This is a genomic window from Priestia sp. J2, from assembly GCF_020790095.1.
Taxonomy (GTDB): domain Bacteria; phylum Bacillota; class Bacilli; order Bacillales; family Bacillaceae_H; genus Priestia; species Priestia zanthoxyli.
On sequence record NZ_CP086208.1, the window covers coordinates 2,665,433 to 2,686,093 of the forward strand.

Sequence of the window (20,661 nt, forward strand, 5' to 3'; positions counted from 1 at the left end):
AACCCTTCTTTCTTTAAAAGATTCGTTTTAACCATTTTTGAATGAGCGATGGTTCTTTGAATTCTTCATTAAAGCTAATATCTTCTAGCCAGTGCATATCGAAATACTTTTCTTCGACGAACGCTTCTATATCCAGTTGACCGGTTGGATTAAAGAGAACAATATCAACGCCGAATTCATTTAATAGAAGCAGTAAAGCTGCATCTTCACGCGTAAACGCTTCTCGTTCATTTCCATGATAAATAATGAGACGGGGTACATGCTGCGTATAATCAAACTTTTGAAGCATGCGAAGCACGTTGTTTGGAAGCTTCAAAGACTGATTAAACAAATACATTTGATGCTGATACGCATCTTCATGATCCAAGCGAAGGAGCTTTGAATGTGCACAATACCTAGAAATAGCTGCAGCGAGCCCTTTCTGAAGCCCGATAGGCAGCTCTTTATAGCGCCACCAGTTGCTTTCAATCATTCTATCAGGACTGAGTGTGCCATCACTTCCGAGAGCTCCTTGATAGTGAAAGTGATTATTTCCTTCTATTTTTTTAGCAAAAGGAACAGAATCAATCGTCAGAGCTAACTCATTTTCCGTTTGCATGAGCTCATGCACTTTACTCCAGTACTCTTTTCGGTTTTTAGAGATACCAAGTACTTTTGAAAACAAGACCGGCACGTGTACATATGGCTTGGACACTTGAAAATTAGGACGAATAAACGCCCGTTCTCTCATTAATAAAAAGATTTCATCATACGTCGTTTTGAGAGTGACTGAAGTTGGAAAATACGAACGAAATTGCCAAGGTTTATACAGCATGGACTCCTCTGAATGAAGCACTTGCTCAATTTCTTGAGAAGCTCGAAATGCTACCGTACCTTTTCGAACCGGTTTATCCGTTGGAAAAGGTACAAGAGAGCTAGTAGAAGGAAACGTATAAACCGTTGTTAAGTGCTGATTCTTATCTACTTCTTTTAAATGATCCTTTCCTTCTGGATGAAAGGTAAGGACGTCAAAACCTAGTAAAATTAAATAATGGAGAAAATACTGCTCGCTTTTATTTGCATCCCCATACCACATGATGCGAGGCGCGTGCTCAGGAAATGCTTTATCTACCATCCAAGGTTTTACATGATTCCACTGCCACTTTATTAAATCGATTAATACGCGTTGAAAATGCCCGTCCATAAAGCCCTCTGCGTGCTGTTCTTTAAAACACGTTAACGTTTCAATAAATTTTTCACGTACTCTTCTATGTATAGCGGGATTTTCTGACTTCACGATCAGCTTTTTCCCTTCTAAAAAAGCAAATAGCCGATTGACAGAAAGGCCGCGTTCTTCTTGATTAATTTTAAGGATCGTTTGTACTTCTTTTAATCTATCATTAGAAATGGACTTATCAAGCTTATCGTGCAGGACAAGGATCGATGGTGATGAATGCGCAAGTTCATAAAGAAAATCTGCGTACTCGTCCGCATCAAGATGAGTGCCTAAATATCTGCCTGCCACTTGTTTATAGGTAGTTTGCTGCTCATTTTGTATAAAGTCACCTCGCAGAGAAACATCTTTAGAAAAAAGAGAAGTTCCATCCTCCTCGTTAAGATTAATCATATGAGGATCAATTAATTTACTCACACCTTACAGCTCCTTTCTTTTCAGACATATACATGCTAAAAAGAAAGGGTACTCGTTAAAGCACCCTTTCTTTTTCATTTATCGCATGCCTTTTTTATACGGATAGTCCGTAGTTGCGGCAAAGATCGGCCAATCCGCCAGAAAAACCGCTGCCAATGGCATTAAATTTCCAGTCGTTTCCGTGCTTGTATAGCTCACACACCACAACAGCTGTTTCGATTGAAAAATCTTCGCCTAAATCATAACGAAGCACTTCTTCATTTGTTTGGGCGTCAATGAGACGAACAAACGCGTTGGATACTTGTCCAAAGTTTTGTCCGCGAGCATCTGCGTCGTGAATCGTGACGCTAATTCCGATTTTTTCAACATGGTCAGGAAGAAGAGAAAAATCAACAGCTATTTGCTCATCGTCTCCATCTCCTGCACCTGTACGATTGTCACCGGTATGCTCCACAGCTCCGTTTGGACTTTTTAAATTGTTGTAAAAAACAAACTCCTCGTCATTTACAACTTGGCTTGATTTATTGGCTAAAAATGCACATGCATCTAAATCGAAATCTTGAGATCCAGCATATTTATTTGTATCCCACCCAAGACCTACTATTACTTTTGTTAAGCCTGGGTTCGTTTTGGTTAGGTCAATGCGCTGACCTTTTGATAAAGAAATTGACATAAAAACATCCTCCGTACATTTTCTTACTTTAATGATTAGGCGTTTAAACCAAAGTCGTTTACAAGTGCCGCCAAGCCGCCTTGATAGCCGCTGCCAATGGCATTGAACTTCCATTCTCCACCATGTCGATACAGCTCGCCTACCACGACCGCTGTTTCAATCGAGAAGTCTTCACCTAAATCATAACGAATTAACTCTTCGTCATTTGTTGCATTTAAAATACGAACGTAGGCGTTGCTTACTTGGCCAAAGTTTTGACCGCGTGCTTCCCCTTCATGGATCGTAATGGTAAACGCAATACGTTCAATAGATTGAGGCACATTTTTCAAATCTACTTGAACCTGCTCATCGTCTCCTTCACCTACGCCTGTACGGTTATCTCCGGTATGCTCGACCGCTCCGTTTGCACCCGTCGTATTATTGTAAAAAATAAAATCAGATTCTGAAGCGCATTTTCCCGCTCCGTTTAATAAAAAGACAGATGAATCTAAATCAAAATCGTTTCCACCGTCATACTTATTTACATCCCACCCAAGACCTACTACTACGTTTGTTAATCCTGGATTTGTTTTTGTTAAATCTACTTTTTGTCCTTTTGAAAGATTAATAGCCATTTTATTCCCTCTTTTCTAGTTGTTTATTTTGTATATTTGTTTGCAATTTCAGCCAATCCAGTATCTCTCGTTGCATCTCCAGTTGCTGAAAACTTCCACTCTTTTCCGTCTCGATAAATTTCACCTGCAAATAAAGCTGTTGCTCCTGAATGATCTTCAGATAGATTAAAGTGTACAAGCTCTTCGTTTTTAGCACTGTCCACAACACGGATAAAAGCATTTTTAATCATACCGAAATCTTGGTTTCGCTCAACACACTGATAGATGTTGACTACAAACACAAGTTTATGTACGTTTCCAGGAACATTTTTTAAATTAACAAAAATTTGTTCATCGTCCCCTTCACCTGCTCCGGTAAGATTATCGCCTGAATGCTTGACGCTTCCACAGTTACTATGACGATTTCCAAAATACACAACGGCTGAGTTACTTACAAGTTTATCGTTCGAATTGAGCATAAGAACAGATGCATCGCAGTCAATCTCTGGGCCGCTTCCTCCAAAACCAAAAAAGCTGCGTTTTTTTACAGGATCCCATCCTAATCCAACCGTAATAGAAGATAACCCTTCTCTGCCCTTTGTTAAATCAATTTTCTGCCCTTTTTGTAGATTAATAGCCACGTTTATTTACTCCTTTACTATAGCGAACACATTCTTTTACAGGTTCTATATAACTTTACATAATAGCGTAGATAAATGAAAAAATAGTGAAATCTTTGATACTATTTTTAACGTTTACGTAAGTCTTCTTATGGAGAGAATACCACAATTTGGTGATTGTTTCAAAAATTAAGCTATGTTTTATAACGTAAATTCATTGACTGAGAGTTTAAAATTTAAGTTAAACTATTAAAAAAAGGCTGTCTCTAAACCGGAAATCCGAGTTATGAGACAGCCTTTTTTGGCTTATTGAGCTATTTTTAAAGTCGGTTCTTGCTGTTCAGCTGTTTTAGCAGCTGCCACGTTTTGAATACGGCCTTCAGCTTTGTATTCAAACGGGCTCTGAAGTGTTTTAATATAGTTTACCGTTGCTTGTAAATCTTCTGGTCCCACTTCCATATCTGACGAAAGTGCACCAATACCATATTTTTCATTTCCGTACATGTAGTTATTCACTACTACCGTATATTCTTTTTCTTTGTCGATTTTACTTCCATCTGGTAGCGTAATATCGACTACTTTATTTGTGCTTCCATTCCACGTATAGTTAAATCCTGCAATATGGAAATCTAGTCCAGATGATGTAATTTGATTATTTAACACCGTTTCTAAATCCGCTCCGCTTAGCTTTACTTTATTTAAGACGTTGCCAAACGGCTGAATCGCAAACAAATCACCGTATGTCACATCACCAGCATCAAGCTGTGAACGAACGCCTCCGCCATTCATTAAAGCAAAGTCAGCGTTCATTTCTGCTTTCATACCGTCAGCAATTAAGTTTCCAAGCGCGATATCCCCTGTTGCTCCGCTAGAAGGATAGCCTTTTGCCAAATCTGTAGATGAATTCCCAACCACTTGTGCTTTAATAGGCGCTGCTAAATCTTCGTACTTTTTCATAATGCTTGAAACTTCAGGATCTGGCGTATAGTCTTTTTGGTATACGGTCACAATTTTTGCATCTTTTTTCACGATGTCACCCGTGTTATCAATTTCAACGTCTACGTCAGAAAACGCTGAGCCGTATGAATAAGCTTGAACGATTAGTTTGTTATCTACTACTTTGTTGTTGTATACGTGATTGTGAGCTGAAAAGATCACGTCAACTTCATCGTCAACTTTTTTAGCGATATCTGCTGCATCAAACTCGGTAGACGTTCCATTTTGATTAGATGGATTATGAGCAAGTACCACAATGGCTTTAATACCTTGCTTTTTCAACTCTGCCGTGTATTTATCAATTGCTTCTGCTTCGTCCGTAATTTTTAAGTTTTCATTTCCTTTACGAACAATCATGCTTGGCGTTTCTTGTGTTACAACGCCGATGAAGCCGATTTTTTTACCGCCTACTTCTTTTATTGCATAAGGTTCTGTAATTAATTTATTCGTTGACGTATCATAAGCATTTGCCGCTACTACTGGGAAATTCATGCCGTCGTATCCTTTTGTTCCTTTTGGATGGTCTCCGCCTTCAATCATACGGTGAAGCTCAGCAATACCTTCATCAAACTCATGGTTTCCAAGCGTCCCTACATCAAATCCAAGCGATTCCATCACTTCAACCGTTGGCTCGTCTTGAAACAGCGCTGAAACTAGCGGACTTCCGCCAATCATGTCTCCTGCATGAACTAAAAGCGTATTCGGATTTTCAGCTTCTTGTTTACGAATAGCTGCTGCTGTATATTTCATATTTCCAGCTAACAGCGATTGGCCATTTGAATTGATTTTTGTATCTGTATCGAGCTGACCGTGAAGGTCGTTCATGCCTAACAGCTGAATCTTTGTATTATCTTTTGATTCGCCGTTTAAATTAATTTTGTAAATGCCGAATCCTTTGTCGTCCGTTTTATTTGTATACGTAATGTTACTTCCTTCAGTTAAATAGCTTTCTCCGCGCGGTGAGCTTGTGAACGTCACGTTAGCCGTTCCGTTAATTGGTGCAATGGACCAGTTATCATCAGCTGTCGGCGTAATTTCTTTTTGTTCGGTGATGTAGTCCATTAGAATTTGACGGTTTTCATCCGCTGAATCCACCACAAGCTCGCTTCCTTTTAGACCAGGGAAGTTTCCGCCTCCGCCAGCTCGGTAGTTATTTGTCACAACGATAAACTTTTGATTCGGGTCAACTGGTTTACCGTTATACGTTAAGTTAACAACTCGGCTTGAATCTGCGTGAATCACGTTTCCATTCACATCGTATTTTGCTGGTTTTGTTACGTCGATTTGGTATTGAACGCCATCAATGACGTCAAAATTATAAACAGGGAAGCTTGGGTTTAATAATTCCTGCTCTTCTGTTTTGTTCGGTGTAATTTGATTAAATTTACCGGCAGACATATCAATCCAGTCTTTTACAACAGAACCTTTTACTTTAACCGCTTTTAACGTGTTGTCATATAGATACAGGTCGCCAGCGCTTCGGATCGTTAAGTCACCTTTTTTAATTTCCGTATATTCATCAACGCCGTTTCTTCCTGCTTTAAAAGGCGCTCCCACTGATAAAATCGGAAGGTCTTTATATTCCGGCTTGTTTTGAGAAACGTACTTTTCTACGTAATCTTTTTGTGCATTTGTTACCACTTGAATAGATGGATCATCTTTTACAAGAGAAAAATAGCTGTGAATATCATCCGTCGTTTTACCAATTGGTGTGTTCACATATTTAACCGTTGCATCGTGATCTTTTTGAACCGCTTTAACAACACCTTTATCCGGTTCTACCGTACTTTGCGTAACCGTTTTCCCTGACGCGTCTTTTACATCTTTATACGTTTCACGCGTAGACGATTGAGAGCTTACTACTTTCCATTTTCCTTTTTCTTCTTTTAACGTTAAGTCAATTAAACCAAGTGACCCTCCGCCGTAACCTGCTTGGACAGCGGGAACGCCGTTGATTGTTCCTTTTGCATTATCAACGCCAGGAAGAGGCTTTTTATCTGCTCCAAGGAACAAACCGTCTAGCGAAGCTTCCGTTTTAGCAGGGAAGACTTTATGCGTATGCGAAAACGTAATAGCATCAATGCCTTTTACTTCACTTAATGAGTAAATGACATCTTCCGTGTTTTGCTTGTTGCTGCTAAACCCGGAGTGAGCCATCGCGACAACTACGTCCGCGCCTTTTTTCTTCATTTCTGGAATGTACTTATTGGCTGTTTCCACAATGCCTTTTGTAATGACTTTTCCATCAAGGTTTGCTTTGTCCCAATCGTTAATTTGAGGAGGCACAAAGCCAATGAAACCGACTTTAATCGTTCGTTTTTTACCGTTTTCATCAACGACTTTTTTATTCATAATTTTATACGGCGTAAATTTATTTTTGTCATTTTTCGGGTTGCTGTCATGATCGTCAACATAGACATTGGCATTTATGTAAGGGAAGTTCGCATCGTTGTACGCTTCTTTTAGAAAGTCTAATCCGTAGTTGAACTCATGATTTCCAAGTGTTGCAATATCGTAATCCAGCTGATTCATGGCTTTAAATACAGGATGAACTTCACCTTTTTTCAGCGGGTTAATCTTGGCTTTATACGTGCCTAGAGGCGTTCCTTGAATGAGGTCTCCGTTATCTACTAATAAGCTGTTTTTTACTTCTTTTCGAGCATTTTTGATTAAGGTAGCGGTTTTAGCTAAACCTACTTTTTCATAAGGGGCGTCTTTGAAATAATCATAGTTTAATAGATTCGTATGAACATCAGTTGTTTCCATCAGGCGTATATTCACAAGCGCATCTTTTTTATTGTGGCCTTGATGCTTGCTTTGCTGTGAGCTTTGTCCAGGGTGACGTTCTTCTGCTCCTGCCTGTGTAGTTAGAAGCGGCATTGATAATAAAGAAAGTGCCAGTGATGTAGTTAGTATTTTCTTCGTTTTGCTGCGTTTATTCTTTTTCATCTACCATTCACCTTTCAAGTAAGTTATCATCGCTATAAATCTAGCAACTGTTCAAAAATAGTATAGCAGAAAAGATTTATAAAGGATGTAAATTTTTTGATTTTTTAGTAAACCATTTGTATGCGTTTTATTAACTTTTTGTAAACCGAAAAAATTTTTTTAGTTTCTCTCTTTAAAACAAAGGACTATAGTTTTATTAATTGGATGAACCCTCCTTTTTAAATGAGCCTTATTACCTAATACATCAACGTTCCCACGTTCTCTTTTCATTCAAAAAAAATTTATTTCAAGCGGTGTGTATATATGTACTATACATAGGATATGAAAAGCAGACATTAAGTTTGTCACAGCTTCTAACAAAATTTCGTAGATATAAAAAAGAAAGAGAAGGTTTTGTCTTCTAATAAATAGATATATTTATATAATTTTACATTTATAACATGGAAACGAGGTTGAATTATAAGGCATACCTACTATATCAATCCAATCTAAAGCATCTATACACATGAAACATACGTTCACCCTACAAATAAAAAAATCCGAACGAAGTTGATTCTCCATCAAGAATCGTGATTCATCGTTCGGATTTTCTTCAATTAGCACACTTTTGTCCCAGGTTTGTTTTTTTACTGACCTAATTCTTTAATTTGTTTCATAATACTTGATACATCTTGAATTGATTGAAACAATTCACGGTTTTTTAGCGCTTCTGGATTGAAGCTGCCATCCTTTATATTGGCTTCATACGCTTCAATTCCACTAATGATTTTTTCGTTTTGCTGAACAAGCTGATCGTGCACATCAGAAGCGATGTCAGGAGCTTTGGTTTGATTAAATTCTTCGGCTTTCCCTTTCATTTCCTGCAGCTTTTGCTCGAGCTTTTTTATTGCCTCATCGTCATTAACAGCTTTTTCCGCTAGAGGCGGTATTTCTTCAGCAAACTTTTGAGCTTCACTCACGTAATCTTTCGCATTGTTTGCGTAGTTCAACGTACTGCTTGTATCTTCAAGAAAAGAACAGCCGCCGACCATAAAGAGAACAGCAGTTGACATGACCAGCATCCACTTTTTCACTTAGCACTCAACCTTTCTTATTTTCTTTTCTGCTATCTTCTTTTCGATTTTCGTTTCTTTAACTCTTTCATAATAATCGGTACAGCTTTTTTTATTCCTTTTTTTACAGCGGGGCTTTTTAACAGTCTCGATAGTTTTGACATTTTTAAGCTCCTCTCTTCTTTTGAAATAACAAAAAACACCTTTACCATATGTGGTAAAGGTGTTTGTATCCAGACCTTTACCAATGGCAACATTGGCAAAGGTCTCGCTAACAATTTGCATTGTCAATAAAGCCGGAGATAATAATCTCGAAATGACGACTTTACTGCAAGAGCTACTCCCCTTTGAGCAAAACAGCATTTTTTGTTAACACAATCATAACGTATGTTCCTGATTATCGTCAACTTATTTATATGGAATTAATACACATCTTTTTTGGTAAATACCAGAAACGACACGAGCAGCCCGGCAAGTCCCCAGATGGTTAAAACACCTAAGGAAAATCCTAGTGTCATTCCTTCAGTCGGAGGAGCTGTGCCTTGCAGGTAAGAAGTTAAATTTAAATTGACCATAAACAAGTATTTAGCTGAATTCCACGAAGAAACCATACTGCTTAAAATCGTACCTGCAATCAAACAAGCAAGCATCACCCCCATGCCAGCAGCCGTACTTTTAATTAAAACGGACAGCATAAAAGCAAGCGTCCCAACCACCAGTGATACAAACCAAGCAAGGCCAAATTCCATTAAAATATATCTCCACTGCGAAATTAAATGAACGTCCGCTGTATTCAAATCATTGCCCTGCACGCTAAATCCCGTAAGAATAGGCGCTGTCCAGCCTTTAAATCCAAATACAACGCCAGAAATGAGATACGACAAAACGCCAAACATTAAAATTAAAAACGAGACGGACATGACGAGCGTGATGTATTTACTAAGCAGGATTTTCCACCGTTTCACAGGCCTCGTCAACAGTACCTTGATGGATCCCAAGCTGTATTCTGAAGACACTAAATCCGCTGCAATAATCATAATCATTAGCGGCAGCAAAAGCTGAATGGCGTTTTCAATGAACCCTCGCACAAACGTTGGGGCTCCTGGTTCCGAAGGATTAATATCGTTATCTAAGTAATACTGCTGCTGCGCCACGCGAATTTCAAGCTGCTTGCGCCAATCATCTGAAATTTGGCTTCCGCTCAGCCGGTTTTGCGTATCGATAATTTCTTGCTGCAGCGTACTGCGCCAATCGGTCGTTCCTAGCTTTTCTTGAAGGCGCTGCGTTTCGCGAAGCTGAGCATAGGTGAACATGGAAATCAAAACGCCCATAATAAGGGTAACGATTAACAGGCGCTTTTTTCGAACGAGCTTGATCATTTCATTTTGAACCAAACTAATCAATCGATTCGCCTCCTGTCATTTCGATAAATAAATCTTCAAGAGTCGGAAGCTTTCGGTTCATTTCTTTTACCGTTACTCCTGCTTGAATGAGCTGTTTGTTCCACTCTCCCACTTCAGCTTCCTCATAAAACGTCGTGACATATTCTCCCTGCACTTGCACAAAGTCCGTCACTTGTTTTAAGACGTCTATTCCCGCTGGCTGCGGATCTAGCTTCCACAGTAAGCGCTCCTGCTGAGTTAACAGGGTCTTCACCGATTCTGTGTGAATAACTTCTCCTTTTGCAATAATCGCTACTCGGTCACACATCAGCTGAATCTCGCTCAGCAAATGACTCGATACTAAGACGCTTAGGCCTTCACTTTCAGCTAAAAAGCGAATAAATTTACGCATATCCCGAATCCCAGATGGGTCGAGTCCGTTCGTTGGCTCATCTAAAATGAGCACTTTTGGTTTTCCGAGAAGCGCTTGCGCAATTCCTAAACGCTGCCTCATGCCTAACGAATACGTGCGAACTAAGTCGTGGATGCGCTCTTGCAAGCCAACTAATGCCACAACTTCATGAATGCGTTCTTCCGTCATAGAAGGAATCATACGTGAAAAATGCTGCAGATTTTCCCAGCCGCTTAAGTATGGATACAGCTCAGGATTTTCAACAATACAGCCGATATGCTCCATCGCTTTTGTAAACTGCTTTGATACGCTGTATCCACAGATAGAAATGGAACCAGCCGTCGGGCGAATCAAGCCGACAAGCATTCGAATCGTTGTCGTTTTACCGGCTCCATTGGGTCCTAAAAAACCGAACACTTCGCCTCTTTTTAATTCAAAATCAATATTTTTGATGATTTCACGTTTTCCTATTACTTTTCTCAGTCCTTTTACGGAAAGTGTTACTTCACTCATATCATTCCCTCCCTTACCACGTAATAAGCGATGCTACACGTTCTGCGATCAGCTTGTAGCCTTTTGCATTCGGATGAAACTTATCAGTATATAAGTAGTCATCTACCTTTAACTGAAACAAATCAAAGGTCGGAACAAAAACAGTTTGCTTATAATTAGCGCTTAATTCGCTGCTTTTATAATTCCATTCTCGTACAATAGCCGTTGTCGTTTTTGCATCTTGCAGGTTACTAAACGGATTATACAAACCAATTAAAAAAATCGTCGCGTCTTTATTTGCCGAACGGATGCTTTTTAAGATGCTGTCTACGTTTTTTAAATAGTCATTTTCTAGCTTTTGAATATTGTTTTTATTTAAGTTTTGCAGCGTTTGTCCACCTTGAAATAAGTCATTTCCGCCAATCGTAATCAGCACGGTGTCTGCAGACTTAATCTGTCGCTGAATTTGCTGCTGCTTTACTTGACTTGCTAGCTGCGAAGACGTTTGACCTTTTATTCCAAAGTTACTTAAGAGGATTTTTTTCTTCGTTTTTTCTTCAAGGTTATCTTTTAAATACCCAACGTATCCTTTCCCCGCTGCGTCTCCTGTTCCTCTTGTCAGTGAATCTCCTAAAGCAACAATCGTATAATTTTTGGTACTTTTGTTACTGCTGCTTGTTTCTTGCTTCGGCTTTGGCATTTCTTTTACAGTAGCTTTTGAGGCGCTAACATAATCATAAATAGACATTCCAAGCCCTGCTGCAAACAGCAGACACGAAATAATTGAAATAAAGGATACGATCCATACCCACTTTCCTTTCGCTTTCACTGGCTGCACTCCTTTTCGTCTTTTTAGTTATCTTTTTTTAGAGCTTCAACTGTTTTTAGTAACGCCGACCAGTCTAAATGACCCCAGCCATTTTCAATTCCTTGTTCATAATGACCTTTCACAAGCTCTCCTAACGGAAGCGGCGCGGACACTTTTTTGGCTGCATCAATAGCCAAGTTTACATCTTTTAATCCAAGCTCCAGCTTAAATCCGGCTGGATCAAAGTCTCTTTTAGCAATTAAATTGCCGTAATTTTTATACACAGGAGATGCAAATAAGCTGTTAACCACTTCAAGAAACTGCTCCGCTTGCATCCCGTACTGCTCTACCATGACTACTGCTTCAGAAACAGCTTCTAACATCGATACTAGTAAAAAATTATTGCCAAGCTTAGCTACATTTGATAAGTAAGGCTCGTCTCCTACAGTAAAAATAGTTTGACCAATCGCTTCAAACAGCGGCCAAACGTGCTCTCTTGGTTCTTTATTACCTGCAACTATTACTTTGAGAGCCGCAGCAGCTGCTGCGTCGGGGCGCCCTAAAACGGTCGCTGCAACAAAATGCTGTCCTGATGCAGCATGTGCGCTTGTTAATTTTTCGGACAAATCTACGCTAATAGTACTCACAGAAACGTGAATACCGCCTTCTTGGAGGCCTGCAAGTATACCGTCTTGTGACATCGTTACTTCTTCTAAAGCCTCGTCATTGGAAAGAATCGTAAAGACAAGATTCGCTTCTTGTGCTGCTTGGGCAGGTGTCTCTACAACCTTTGCTCCTTTTTTCACAAGACTTTCCGCCTTTGAAGCAGTTCGGTTATAAATCACAAGTTCATGACCCGCTTTTATCATATTTTCCGCCATCGGTAATCCCATATTTCCTAAACCAATTAAACCCACTTTCATCTTTACCACTCCATTTCAGCGCTCAGTATGTACATTTATACTTGTTTTCTACCTTTAGAAAAACCATATTTTCATTATTATATAACTACAGTAAAAGCGAATACAAAGAATAGCCTTTCTAAAATGTTCAAAATGTGACATTTTTTAGACGTGTCTTATGAAAAACTTGTCAAAAAAATACGGATAGTTTTTAAATAAAGCGCTTGCAAGCATAGGAAATTTCTGCTAAGATATAAGAGAATTATTTTTGTTCGGTGGGGATGTATGAGTATTGTCACTTTTCGTCTTTAGATTTGAGCAAGAATAGTACCACAATGTGCGAGTCCGCACGAGGAGGCAACAATTATGGAACAAGGTAAAGTAAAATGGTTTAACGCAGAAAAAGGTTTTGGATTCATCGAGCGCGAAGGTGGAGACGATGTATTCGTACACTTCTCAGCAATCCAAAGCGAAGGCTTCAAATCTTTAGACGAAGGTCAAGCTGTAACATTTGACGTAGAACAAGGTCAACGCGGACCTCAAGCTGCTAACGTTCAAAAAGCATAAGAAACACAACATATCAGAAACAGATCCTTTAAAGGATCTGTTTTTTTGTGTACAAACATAAAAAAGCCCTGTTTTTCAACAGGGCCAGTCGGTACAAATACAGAAGTAAAGTTAATGGTACTCTTAGTATAGCACAAGATCATAACAATCTATACGAAATAATAAAATAAAACTTTCATCCGGCACGTTTACCTATGTTTATAGCTATTCCAGACTCTCTAGGGCGCTCGCAAATCGTTTAATTCCTTCTCGAATAACCTCTTCTTCCCCTCTGCCAAATGTAAAGCGAATAGCTCCGCTTTGAGAACTCAGCACGCTTCCTGGGACAAAGGCCACTCCTTTTTTAAGCGATTCTTCCAATAGACGATAGTCATCGACCGGCTGATTCACTTTGCACCATAAGTGAATCCCGCCTTGAGGCGAATCGAAAGATACTTTTGATCCAAGCAATTCGTTCAGACTCGACGACAGGGCATACTCTTGCTTTTTGAGCTCTTGTCTAAGCTTTTCAATATGAGAAGAAAACGTAGGAGAATCTAAGAATTGATAAGCAATCCACTGCGGAAAGATGCTATGACCAAAATCAATTTGCTGCTTAGCGTCTGCCAGGCGCTGAATTACTTGCTCCGGCCCCACTATCCATCCAATTCGAAGGCCTGATGCAACAATTTTAGAAAGCGAGCTGATATAGAGGACATTTCCATTCTCGTCCATCGATTTCAGCGTTTGATGTACATTTCCGTCAAATGCCGTGAGTGAATAGGGATCATCTTCAATAAGCGGAATGCCGTATTCTGAAGAAAGCTCTAAAAACCGCTTTCGACGCGCTTCTGATAACACAATACCGGTCGGGTTTTGATAGTACGGATTTAAAAAAATCATTCGAATGCGATGCTTTTTATGTAATTCTACTAAGTCGTCCGGGTTGGCTCCATTTTTATCTACAGGCAGTAAAAACGTTCGTAGACCTGCTGATTGAAAGAGCGGCAGTGAATAGCTATAGGATGGATCTTCAATCGCTACTGCATCCCCTGGTTTTAACAAACACTGCACAATCAAATGAAGTGCTTGCTGTGCACCTGATGTAATTAGAATAGAATTGGAGTCAGTGGAGATTTTCCGGTACTCATAAACATGAGCAGCAATAGCATCGCGCAAACGTTCATTGCCGTGGGGATGATCATAGCCTAAATGTTCATTAAAAGGCATGCCCGCTAATATTTGCTGAAAATCTTCGCTTGGAAATAAGCTAGGAGCTAACTCTCCGCTGGCTAAGTTCACAAAATCTGTTCGCAAAGCCTCGCTTCTGATTCGCTGTACGAGCGGTAAATTAGGCAAAAATGAACCGTCTTCTACATATCTCCCCCAGTTTGGAATGCGTTTTCGGGAAATTCCCCAGATGCTCGAACTAACTCGCGTGCCGCTTCCTTTTTTACGTTCTACGATTCCAAGTGCCTGCAGCTCTTCATAAGCAGCTACTACCGTGCTTCTGTTCACGTTGAGCTCAGCGGCAAGCGTTCGTTCTGATGGCAGCATAGAATCCGGTGGAAAAGCTCCCGATGAAATACAGCTTTCAATATATTCTGCAATTTGTTTATAAATCGCTTTTTTGCTAGCGCGATCTGGTCTCCAGTTCATGCGGCGTCAGTCCTTACATTTAAACTTTCTTAATTAGTAGTTTATCCTTTATCTCTCTTATCTTAAAGCAGTTTTATAAAAAAAGACCATCCAATTCGGCGTTTTTTTGCTCATCCACTTTATCAAAAATTATAATAGTAGCTATTTTTTATTTTTAGGTATTTTAGTTTACATAATAATTTTATAGTTAATCACATTGAATGAATTTCACCATGAAAAAGAGATTGAGACATAACCACACCAGTCCAATCTGAAGACGAACAAATGGGATACATGAAAACTACATTCACCATGCCAATAAAAAAAACCCAAACGAAGTTGATTCTCCATCAAGAATCTCGATTCATCGTTCGGATCTTTCTTCAACTAAATTACTTTCGTCACAGCCTATTTTTTTATAAAGGCGGTAAATCTAGCTTGCCTTCTTGAAACAATTCTTTCACCATGTGCTTGGCATACCCTGTTGCTTGCCCAAGCGTTATTTTTGCTGGCATAGGCGCTTCGTTTGCATCAACGATTACATCGATAATACACGGTTTATTCTGTCTAACTGCACTTTCAAAAGCCGGCAACAGCTCGTCTTCCTTTTCTACTCGGTAGCCAACACCTCCGCAGATATCTGCATACCTAGCAAAATTCGGGTTTGTTAAATCTGTCCCAAATTCAGCATTTCCCATTACTTCTTGTTCAAATTTAATCATGCCGATTTTATGATTATTAAATAGCACTACGACTAGCGGAAGATTGTATTTAACAGCTGTAATAAAGTCAGCCATTGTCATCGCAAAGCCGCCGTCTCCACACACCGCAAACACCTGCTTCTCGGGATAAGCAATTTTTCCAGCAATTCCGCCCGGCAGCCCGCATCCGAGAGTGGCTAACCAGCTTGAAATCACAAACTGCTGATTTGTCATCCGAAAATGACGCGCCATCCATACTGTGACGTTTCCTACATCTACAGACAAGACCGCGTTATCATCCGCTACGTGCTGAAGCGCTCGAATCACTCGCTGAGGCTTGATAGGTACACTTTCTTTGGCTTCTTGGTTATCAAGTTGATTCCACCACTTTTTCATACGTTCTTGACTTTGCTCTAAAAACTGGCGATGCTCTGAGCGGCCCACATTTTCTAAAAACCACTGAACCGTTGCTTTCGCTTCTCCTGCAAGCCCCGCATCTACAGGATATCTTTTGCCAATTTGTGCAGGATCAATATCAATATGAATCGTTTTCGCATGGTCTGGCAAAAAGCCTGTAAACGGATAGGACGTCCCAATCATGATGAGCGTATCCGCTTCTTGCATCGCTTCATACGCTGGCTTTGTCCCGATTAATCCAAGTCCTCCGAGACAATATGGATGCTCATCCGGTATTGCGCCTTTTCCAGGAAGCGTAAGGACAATAGGTGCTGCGATTTTTTCTGCAAATGCAAGCAGCTCTTCTCTCATTTCATGTGTGCCTCGACCGGCTAGGATAACCGGGCTTTCCGCTTTACCAATCAAATCTTTTGCTTTTTCAAGATCTTCTCTATGGGGAAAAATGTCTTGCTTGACAATGATGCTTGATGTTTCTCGTGCTTCTGATCCAACTTCAAAACGAGGAATATCATCGGGAATGGTTAACACAGCCACACCTTTTTTAGCATACGCTGTTCGAATCGCTTGATTGACAACAGTCGGAAGCTGCTCAGCGGACATGACTCGCTGGTTATATACAGCCACATCATCGAACATTCTCTCTAAATTAATTTCTTGAAACGCATCGCTGCCGATGAGATCTGATTCTACTTGCCCCGTAAGTGCTAAAACGGGCGCTTTGTCTAATTTGGCATCATATAAGCCATTTAGTAAATGAATTGCTCCCGGTCCGGCAATAGCCGTGCATACACCGATTTTACCCGTTAACTTCGCATATGCAGCTGCTGCGAGAGCTCCCGCTTCTTCATGCCTCACTTGAATAAACTTAATTTTATCTTGGGCTTTGCGAAGCGGTTCAATAATTGAATTAATGGAGTCTCCCGGCATGCCGTAAATATGATCAACGCCCCATTCAATTAGCAGTTCAATCAGTTTTTCTCCAGCTTTTTGTTTAAACATATGACTACCCCTTTCTTCTTATATATAGAGATAGTGTGACCTGATACGCTCTTTCTTACTTATTTTCAGTCGTATAATTTTCGTTTTCTTTCGTTAAAGGAAGACAACATCTTCGTTAAATTTTCTTCATTCCTTGCAATTATCATTATCTTTTGCTATTCTATAAGAAGAATTATTTTTGTTCGGCAACAATCGATAGGTGAATACTTTCGTCTTAAAGATTTTGATCATGAGCAAGGATAGTAATACAATGTGTGCATAGCACACGAGGAGGCAACATTCATGGAAAAAGGTACAGTAAAATGGTTTAACGCAGAAAAAGGTTTCGGATTTATCGAGCGCGAAAACGGCGACGATGTATTCGTACATTTCTCAGCAATCCAAAGCGAAGGATTCAAATCTTTAGACGAAGGTCAAGCTGTAACATTCGACGTTGAAGAAGGTCAACGCGGACCTCAAGCTGCTAACGTTCAAAAAGCATAAGTAGTAAAAAGACTCTGATTTTAGTCAGAGTCTTTTTTTATGTAGAGCTACGCATAAATTTTTTTAACATGTAGTTTGTACACGTTATTATAAATAGTAAACTAAAAGAGTCTCTTCATTCCGAAGAGACCTTTTGTGGAAGAAATAGTTGAAGAAATAAAGTGTGGATGTTGCATCGTCCTCATTTTTTAATAATTAGCACCAGCCGCCGCCGAAGCAAGAAGCGCCGATGATGATTAATAAGATGAAAAGTACAATGATTAAAGCGAAACCGCCGCCGCAGCCACCGCCGCCATAACCACAACCGTATCCGTAACCTCCGTAGTATCCCATGTGTTTCACCTCCATTTGCTATACTTTAAGATATGTGGATTTAGTTAAATTGCTCCTAATAATTCCATAGAACTTTTGAAAATGTTTGTCATACACTAAAATACTGAGCTTCTCAAACAAGTTCCACAAAGTGATAAAATATCTGATTTTATGGGCATTTACTCCTCTTTTCTTTATCTTTTAAAAATGTAATCGCTCCCTTTTTCATGAATGTACAATGCGCTGAATACCTTTAGTTATGTACACTCACACAGGAGGGATTCAATATGTTAACACTCGAAATTTCAAAGCAAATCGTTAAAAACGTCTACCCTATTGTCTTATCGAACCGCAGTAAAATCTTTCAAGAGGAAGTGAGCGTCGCCGCCTTGCAAGACTACTTTGGTCTTGATCATGCCTTTAGCGTATATGCAGCTGCCACCATTATTTATCAGCTAGAAGCTGACGGATATGTATCCAAACCTCTGAAACGCAACGAATACAAGCGAATTTTGCTCAAATAAAAACAAGCATCCCCACAAGGATGCTTGTCTTATTTATAGCTATACCTGTCGAATAATTGCTCGACTCTTTTGTGATAGTCCGCAAGGTAATCAGAGAGCTCCGTTTTGCTCAAATTATTGGCCTGCTCCTCAAATAGTGACAGCAGCGAAATTTTAATCATTTCCATTTCCGTTTCCGAACGATTTTCATTTCGCAAATCTTTTCTTAAATTCCACAGGCTTTGCTCCATTTCATGCTTTAATTGTTCTAGTGAGTGTGGTTCTTCAGATCCGGCACGAATGTCTTTTTTAAATCCACTCATCTTATCACTCCTCGCATTTGCACCTGCTAGATAGTATCTAATGTATACTATACCATAAATAACTATACGAGGCTTAAGCATGCATTTTAAGCAGTTGGTCACAAAATAAAAAACATCTCTTTGGATGTCTTTACGTTACTTTTTATCTTACTTCGTCTTCTTCACCTTTTACATATTTAAAAAATGAATCAATCATTTCATTTAAAAAATCATTTCGATCTTCAAAATTCATAATTTCTAAAAACTCCACAATATCCTTATCTAAGCTAATAGAAGCGGGAACATAAGCAGCTGCTTCCCTTCTTTGCGGGAATGGAATCACATTATCTTTCTTCTTCATAAAACACCGTCCTTTTTCTGTGCTTTACTAGTGTAAGCTTTCAAGGAACGATTTGCAAGTCCCTCTGATGTAAAATTTTATATAAACATTCTTCTGAAAAGACAGAGTATATCTTTAGCTACTCAAGCAAGCTCATTTGACCTTAGCCTTTTTCGTGTTCTGGCGTCATATTAATAATTCGCCGCTGTTTTCTCTTTTCCTTTTGGCATCTTTTAGCAAATTTAAACACAAATAGTTTAAAAGAGGTTTTTATTTCCTTCTTATAGGTTAAAGAAAGGAAACAACATTTTTATATGGAGGGGTTACAAATGATTGCATTAACTGGAAAAGTTGCGCTTGTGACGGGAGCGGCATCTGGAATTGGACGCGCTTCAGCCATCACATTAGCTGAACAAGGAGCGCGCGTTGCTCTTTTAGACTTAGAGGAAGAAAAATTACAAGAAGTAAAAGAGACCATCATGGCGAGCGGCGGAGAGTGTATAGCCGTTAAAACAGACGTATCTGACTCTGAAAGTATAAAAGAAAGTATCGAAACGATTAGCAGCTTATGGAGTCAATTACATATTGTTTCTATTAACGCAGGCATCAACGGTACGTTTTCTTCTATTGAAGAACTATCACCAGAAGATTGGACAAAAACAATTGATACAAATTTAACGAGTACTTTTTTAACCGTGAAGCATTCTATTCCTTATTTAAAAGCTCAGGGAGGAAGCGTTATTATTACTAGCTCGATTAACGGCAACCGTACATTTTCAAACATCGGCATGAGCGCATACAGTTCCTCAAAGGCTGGCCAAATGGCCTTCGGCAAAATGGCAGCTCTTGAACTTTCTACATACGGAATACGGGTTAACGTCATTTGTCCAGGAGCAGTTGATACAAATATTGAAAGCAATACATTCCGTCAAGAAGACAAATTAAAAGAAGTCGCGATTCCAATTGAATATCCAAACGGCAATCAGCCGCTTGCTAAACGCTCGGCTAAGCCTGAAGAAGTAGCAGATTTAATTTCCTTTTTAGCTTCTGACGCGTCCAAACATATTACCGGAAGTGAAATGTTTATTGACGGCGGAGAATCGCTGCTGTAACGTACAAGCCCCTGCATTATCTGCCAGGGGCTTGTTTTTTGCTTTTATGAACAACGTCTACTCCACCCGAAGCAGATATAATGCTGCCTGTAATCATATCTGAGTTTTCATCACAAAGAAACTCAATAATACGCGCAATGTCTTCTCCCGTACCTGATCGGCCCACAGGCGTTTCCTTGTCTTCTAGTAATCTTGCTTTTATGATATCACTTTCTTTCATGTCTCCTACAATATCTCCGGGACAGACCATATTGGCCGTAATCCCGTATTCAGCTACTTCTAGAGCAAGCGATTTGGTCAGAGAAGCCAGCCCTGACTTAGCGGCACTAAAAGCCGCGCGGTCCATCCATCCAGGGGTATGCTCTACATCTTGAAAACCGTATGTAATAATCCTTCCAAACTGCTGCTTTTTCATAATAGGAACAACAGCTTTAACAAAGTGAAAAACAGAGCTTAAATTCCCTTCCACCATTTCATACCATTCACTGTCTGTGTACTCTATTAATTTCTTTCTTTCAAATACATACGGACCTGCATTATTAATTAAAACATCAATACGTCCAAACCGCTCCATAGCCTGCGCAACGACATATTCAATATCTTCTTTATTTGTTATGTCTCCTTCTACAAACTGTACGTTATCACTATATTGATGCCATTCTTCTTGCAGTTCTCGCACTTTATTTTTATCACTGCGAAAATGGACGGTAACGGAATACTGCTTTTTCAGAAACTGTTCTGTTACTTTTTTGCCAATACCTTTATGACCTGCCGTAATTAATGCATGTTTCATCGACCT

At 39.6% G+C, this 20,661-nt stretch carries 20 protein-coding genes; 4 read left to right on the forward strand and 16 right to left on the reverse strand.

The annotated features are described in order from the left end of the window. Positions 1–13: 13 nt before the first annotated feature. The 10 genes from LJY09_RS13465 to LJY09_RS13510 all read right to left on the reverse strand — a co-directional run bounded on the left by LJY09_RS13465 (position 14) and on the right by LJY09_RS13510 (position 12,530). Positions 14–1,630: a YceG family protein gene (locus LJY09_RS13465; protein ID WP_098113083.1), complete on the reverse strand. Its 1,617-nt coding sequence runs from the start codon at positions 1,628–1,630 to the stop codon at positions 14–16. A 94-nt stretch (positions 1,631–1,724) separates the two neighbouring features. Continuing rightward, entirely contained in the window at positions 1,725–2,303 is a 579-nt protein-coding gene (locus LJY09_RS13470) for a TerD family protein (RefSeq protein WP_028408240.1), read from the reverse strand. Positions 2,304–2,338: 35 nt separating this feature from the next. Next, positions 2,339–2,917 carry a TerD family protein gene (locus tag LJY09_RS13475; RefSeq protein ID WP_025751616.1) on the reverse strand — a complete coding sequence of 193 codons (579 nt, stop codon included), beginning with the start codon at positions 2,915–2,917 and terminating at the stop codon, positions 2,339–2,341. Positions 2,918–2,940: 23 nt separating this feature from the next. Then, on the reverse strand, positions 2,941–3,537 hold the full coding sequence (locus LJY09_RS13480) for a TerD family protein (protein ID WP_028408239.1): 597 nt from the start codon (positions 3,535–3,537) through the stop codon (positions 2,941–2,943). A 285-nt stretch (positions 3,538–3,822) separates the two neighbouring features. Beyond that, positions 3,823–7,461 (reverse strand): multifunctional 2',3'-cyclic-nucleotide 2'-phosphodiesterase/3'-nucleotidase/5'-nucleotidase, encoded by a 3,639-nt coding sequence (locus LJY09_RS13485; protein ID WP_155010095.1) that lies wholly within the window; start codon positions 7,459–7,461, stop codon positions 3,823–3,825. Positions 7,462–8,087: 626 nt separating this feature from the next. Next, positions 8,088–8,534 carry a DUF6376 family protein gene (locus tag LJY09_RS13490; RefSeq protein WP_228307231.1) on the reverse strand — a complete coding sequence of 149 codons (447 nt, stop codon included), beginning with the start codon at positions 8,532–8,534 and terminating at the stop codon, positions 8,088–8,090. Positions 8,535–8,935: 401 nt separating this feature from the next. Then, positions 8,936–9,916, reverse strand: a complete 981-nt coding sequence (locus tag LJY09_RS13495; RefSeq protein WP_014459751.1) for an ABC transporter permease — start codon at positions 9,914–9,916, stop codon at positions 8,936–8,938. Then, on the reverse strand, positions 9,909–10,820 hold the full coding sequence (locus LJY09_RS13500; protein ID WP_014459750.1) for an ABC transporter ATP-binding protein: 912 nt from the start codon (positions 10,818–10,820) through the stop codon (positions 9,909–9,911). The genes LJY09_RS13495 and LJY09_RS13500 overlap by 8 nt, the downstream gene beginning before the upstream one ends. A 13-nt stretch (positions 10,821–10,833) precedes the next feature. Next, positions 10,834–11,628: a GDSL-type esterase/lipase family protein gene (locus tag LJY09_RS13505; RefSeq protein WP_033579231.1), complete on the reverse strand. Its 795-nt coding sequence runs from the start codon at positions 11,626–11,628 to the stop codon at positions 10,834–10,836. Between the two features lie 23 nt (positions 11,629–11,651). Next, a complete protein-coding gene (locus LJY09_RS13510; protein WP_098627197.1) occupies positions 11,652–12,530 on the reverse strand; it encodes an NAD(P)-dependent oxidoreductase in 879 nt (292 codons plus the stop codon). Positions 12,531–12,875: 345 nt separating this feature from the next. Between LJY09_RS13510 and LJY09_RS13515 the strand changes: the two genes are divergently transcribed. Beyond that, on the forward strand, positions 12,876–13,076 hold the full coding sequence (locus tag LJY09_RS13515) for a cold-shock protein (protein WP_013057405.1): 201 nt from the start codon (positions 12,876–12,878) through the stop codon (positions 13,074–13,076). A 204-nt stretch (positions 13,077–13,280) separates the two neighbouring features. Here the strand turns inward: LJY09_RS13515 and LJY09_RS13520 are convergent, their stop codons facing one another. Beyond that, a complete protein-coding gene (locus LJY09_RS13520; protein ID WP_028413044.1) occupies positions 13,281–14,714 on the reverse strand; it encodes a MocR-like pyridoxine biosynthesis transcription factor PdxR in 1,434 nt (477 codons plus the stop codon). Between the two features lie 395 nt (positions 14,715–15,109). Further along, positions 15,110–16,810, reverse strand: a complete 1,701-nt coding sequence (locus tag LJY09_RS13525; RefSeq protein ID WP_034268570.1) for a pyruvate oxidase — start codon at positions 16,808–16,810, stop codon at positions 15,110–15,112. Between the two features lie 282 nt (positions 16,811–17,092). Between LJY09_RS13525 and LJY09_RS13530 the strand changes: the two genes are divergently transcribed. Beyond that, the gene (locus LJY09_RS13530; RefSeq protein WP_013057408.1) at positions 17,093–17,293 is read left to right on the forward strand and encodes a cold-shock protein; all 201 of its coding nucleotides are present in this window, start codon (positions 17,093–17,095) and stop codon (positions 17,291–17,293) included. A 195-nt stretch (positions 17,294–17,488) separates the two neighbouring features. Here LJY09_RS13530 and yjcZ read toward each other — a convergent pair whose 3' ends face one another. Then, entirely contained in the window at positions 17,489–17,626 is a 138-nt protein-coding gene (gene yjcZ / locus LJY09_RS13535) for a sporulation protein YjcZ (protein ID WP_013057409.1), read from the reverse strand. A gap of 266 nt (positions 17,627–17,892) precedes the next feature. On the opposite strand from yjcZ, the gene LJY09_RS13540 reads away from it, so the two are divergent. Continuing rightward, positions 17,893–18,129, forward strand: coding sequence for a hypothetical protein (locus LJY09_RS13540; RefSeq protein ID WP_013057410.1), 237 nt, complete (start codon positions 17,893–17,895; stop codon positions 18,127–18,129). Between the two features lie 29 nt (positions 18,130–18,158). On the opposite strand, the gene LJY09_RS13545 is transcribed toward LJY09_RS13540, so the two are convergent. Beyond that, the gene (locus tag LJY09_RS13545) at positions 18,159–18,431 is read right to left on the reverse strand and encodes a hypothetical protein (protein WP_033579235.1); all 273 of its coding nucleotides are present in this window, start codon (positions 18,429–18,431) and stop codon (positions 18,159–18,161) included. A gap of 142 nt (positions 18,432–18,573) precedes the next feature. Beyond that, positions 18,574–18,771 carry a hypothetical protein gene (locus tag LJY09_RS13550; protein ID WP_014459743.1) on the reverse strand — a complete coding sequence of 66 codons (198 nt, stop codon included), beginning with the start codon at positions 18,769–18,771 and terminating at the stop codon, positions 18,574–18,576. 308 nt (positions 18,772–19,079) lie between these two features. On the opposite strand from LJY09_RS13550, the gene LJY09_RS13555 reads away from it, so the two are divergent. Further along, positions 19,080–19,862 (forward strand): SDR family oxidoreductase, encoded by a 783-nt coding sequence (locus LJY09_RS13555; RefSeq protein WP_033579236.1) that lies wholly within the window; start codon positions 19,080–19,082, stop codon positions 19,860–19,862. A 16-nt stretch (positions 19,863–19,878) separates the two neighbouring features. Here LJY09_RS13555 and LJY09_RS13560 read toward each other — a convergent pair whose 3' ends face one another. Then, a complete protein-coding gene (locus tag LJY09_RS13560) occupies positions 19,879–20,655 on the reverse strand; it encodes an SDR family oxidoreductase (RefSeq protein WP_028413041.1) in 777 nt (258 codons plus the stop codon). Positions 20,656–20,661: the final 6 nt, after the last annotated feature.

Coding starts and splice junctions, on each gene's coding strand:
- LJY09_RS13555 (WP_033579236.1), top strand. CDS start 19,080: ATGATTGCATTAACTGGAAAAGTTGCGCTTGTGACGGGAGCGGCATCT.
- LJY09_RS13470 (WP_028408240.1), bottom strand. CDS start 2,303: ATGTCAATTTCTTTATCAAAAGGTCAGCGCATTGACCTAACCAAAACG.
- yjcZ (WP_013057409.1), bottom strand. CDS start 17,626: ATGGGATACTACGGAGGTTACGGATACGGTTGTGGTTATGGCGGCGGT.
- LJY09_RS13485 (WP_155010095.1), bottom strand. CDS start 7,461: ATGAAAAAGAATAAACGCAGCAAAACGAAGAAAATACTAACTACATCA.
- LJY09_RS13475 (WP_025751616.1), bottom strand. CDS start 2,917: ATGGCTATTAATCTTTCAAAAGGACAAAAAGTAGATTTAACAAAAACA.
- LJY09_RS13530 (WP_013057408.1), top strand. CDS start 17,093: ATGGAAAAAGGTACAGTAAAATGGTTTAACGCAGAAAAAGGTTTCGGA.
- LJY09_RS13560 (WP_028413041.1), bottom strand. CDS start 20,655: ATGAAACATGCATTAATTACGGCAGGTCATAAAGGTATTGGCAAAAAA.
- LJY09_RS13500 (WP_014459750.1), bottom strand. CDS start 10,820: ATGAGTGAAGTAACACTTTCCGTAAAAGGACTGAGAAAAGTAATAGGA.
- LJY09_RS13545 (WP_033579235.1), bottom strand. CDS start 18,431: ATGAGTGGATTTAAAAAAGACATTCGTGCCGGATCTGAAGAACCACAC.
- LJY09_RS13550 (WP_014459743.1), bottom strand. CDS start 18,771: ATGAAGAAGAAAGATAATGTGATTCCATTCCCGCAAAGAAGGGAAGCA.
- LJY09_RS13525 (WP_034268570.1), bottom strand. CDS start 16,810: ATGTTTAAACAAAAAGCTGGAGAAAAACTGATTGAACTGCTAATTGAA.
- LJY09_RS13515 (WP_013057405.1), top strand. CDS start 12,876: ATGGAACAAGGTAAAGTAAAATGGTTTAACGCAGAAAAAGGTTTTGGA.
- LJY09_RS13510 (WP_098627197.1), bottom strand. CDS start 12,530: ATGAAAGTGGGTTTAATTGGTTTAGGAAATATGGGATTACCGATGGCG.
- LJY09_RS13540 (WP_013057410.1), top strand. CDS start 17,893: ATGTTAACACTCGAAATTTCAAAGCAAATCGTTAAAAACGTCTACCCT.
- LJY09_RS13520 (WP_028413044.1), bottom strand. CDS start 14,714: ATGAACTGGAGACCAGATCGCGCTAGCAAAAAAGCGATTTATAAACAA.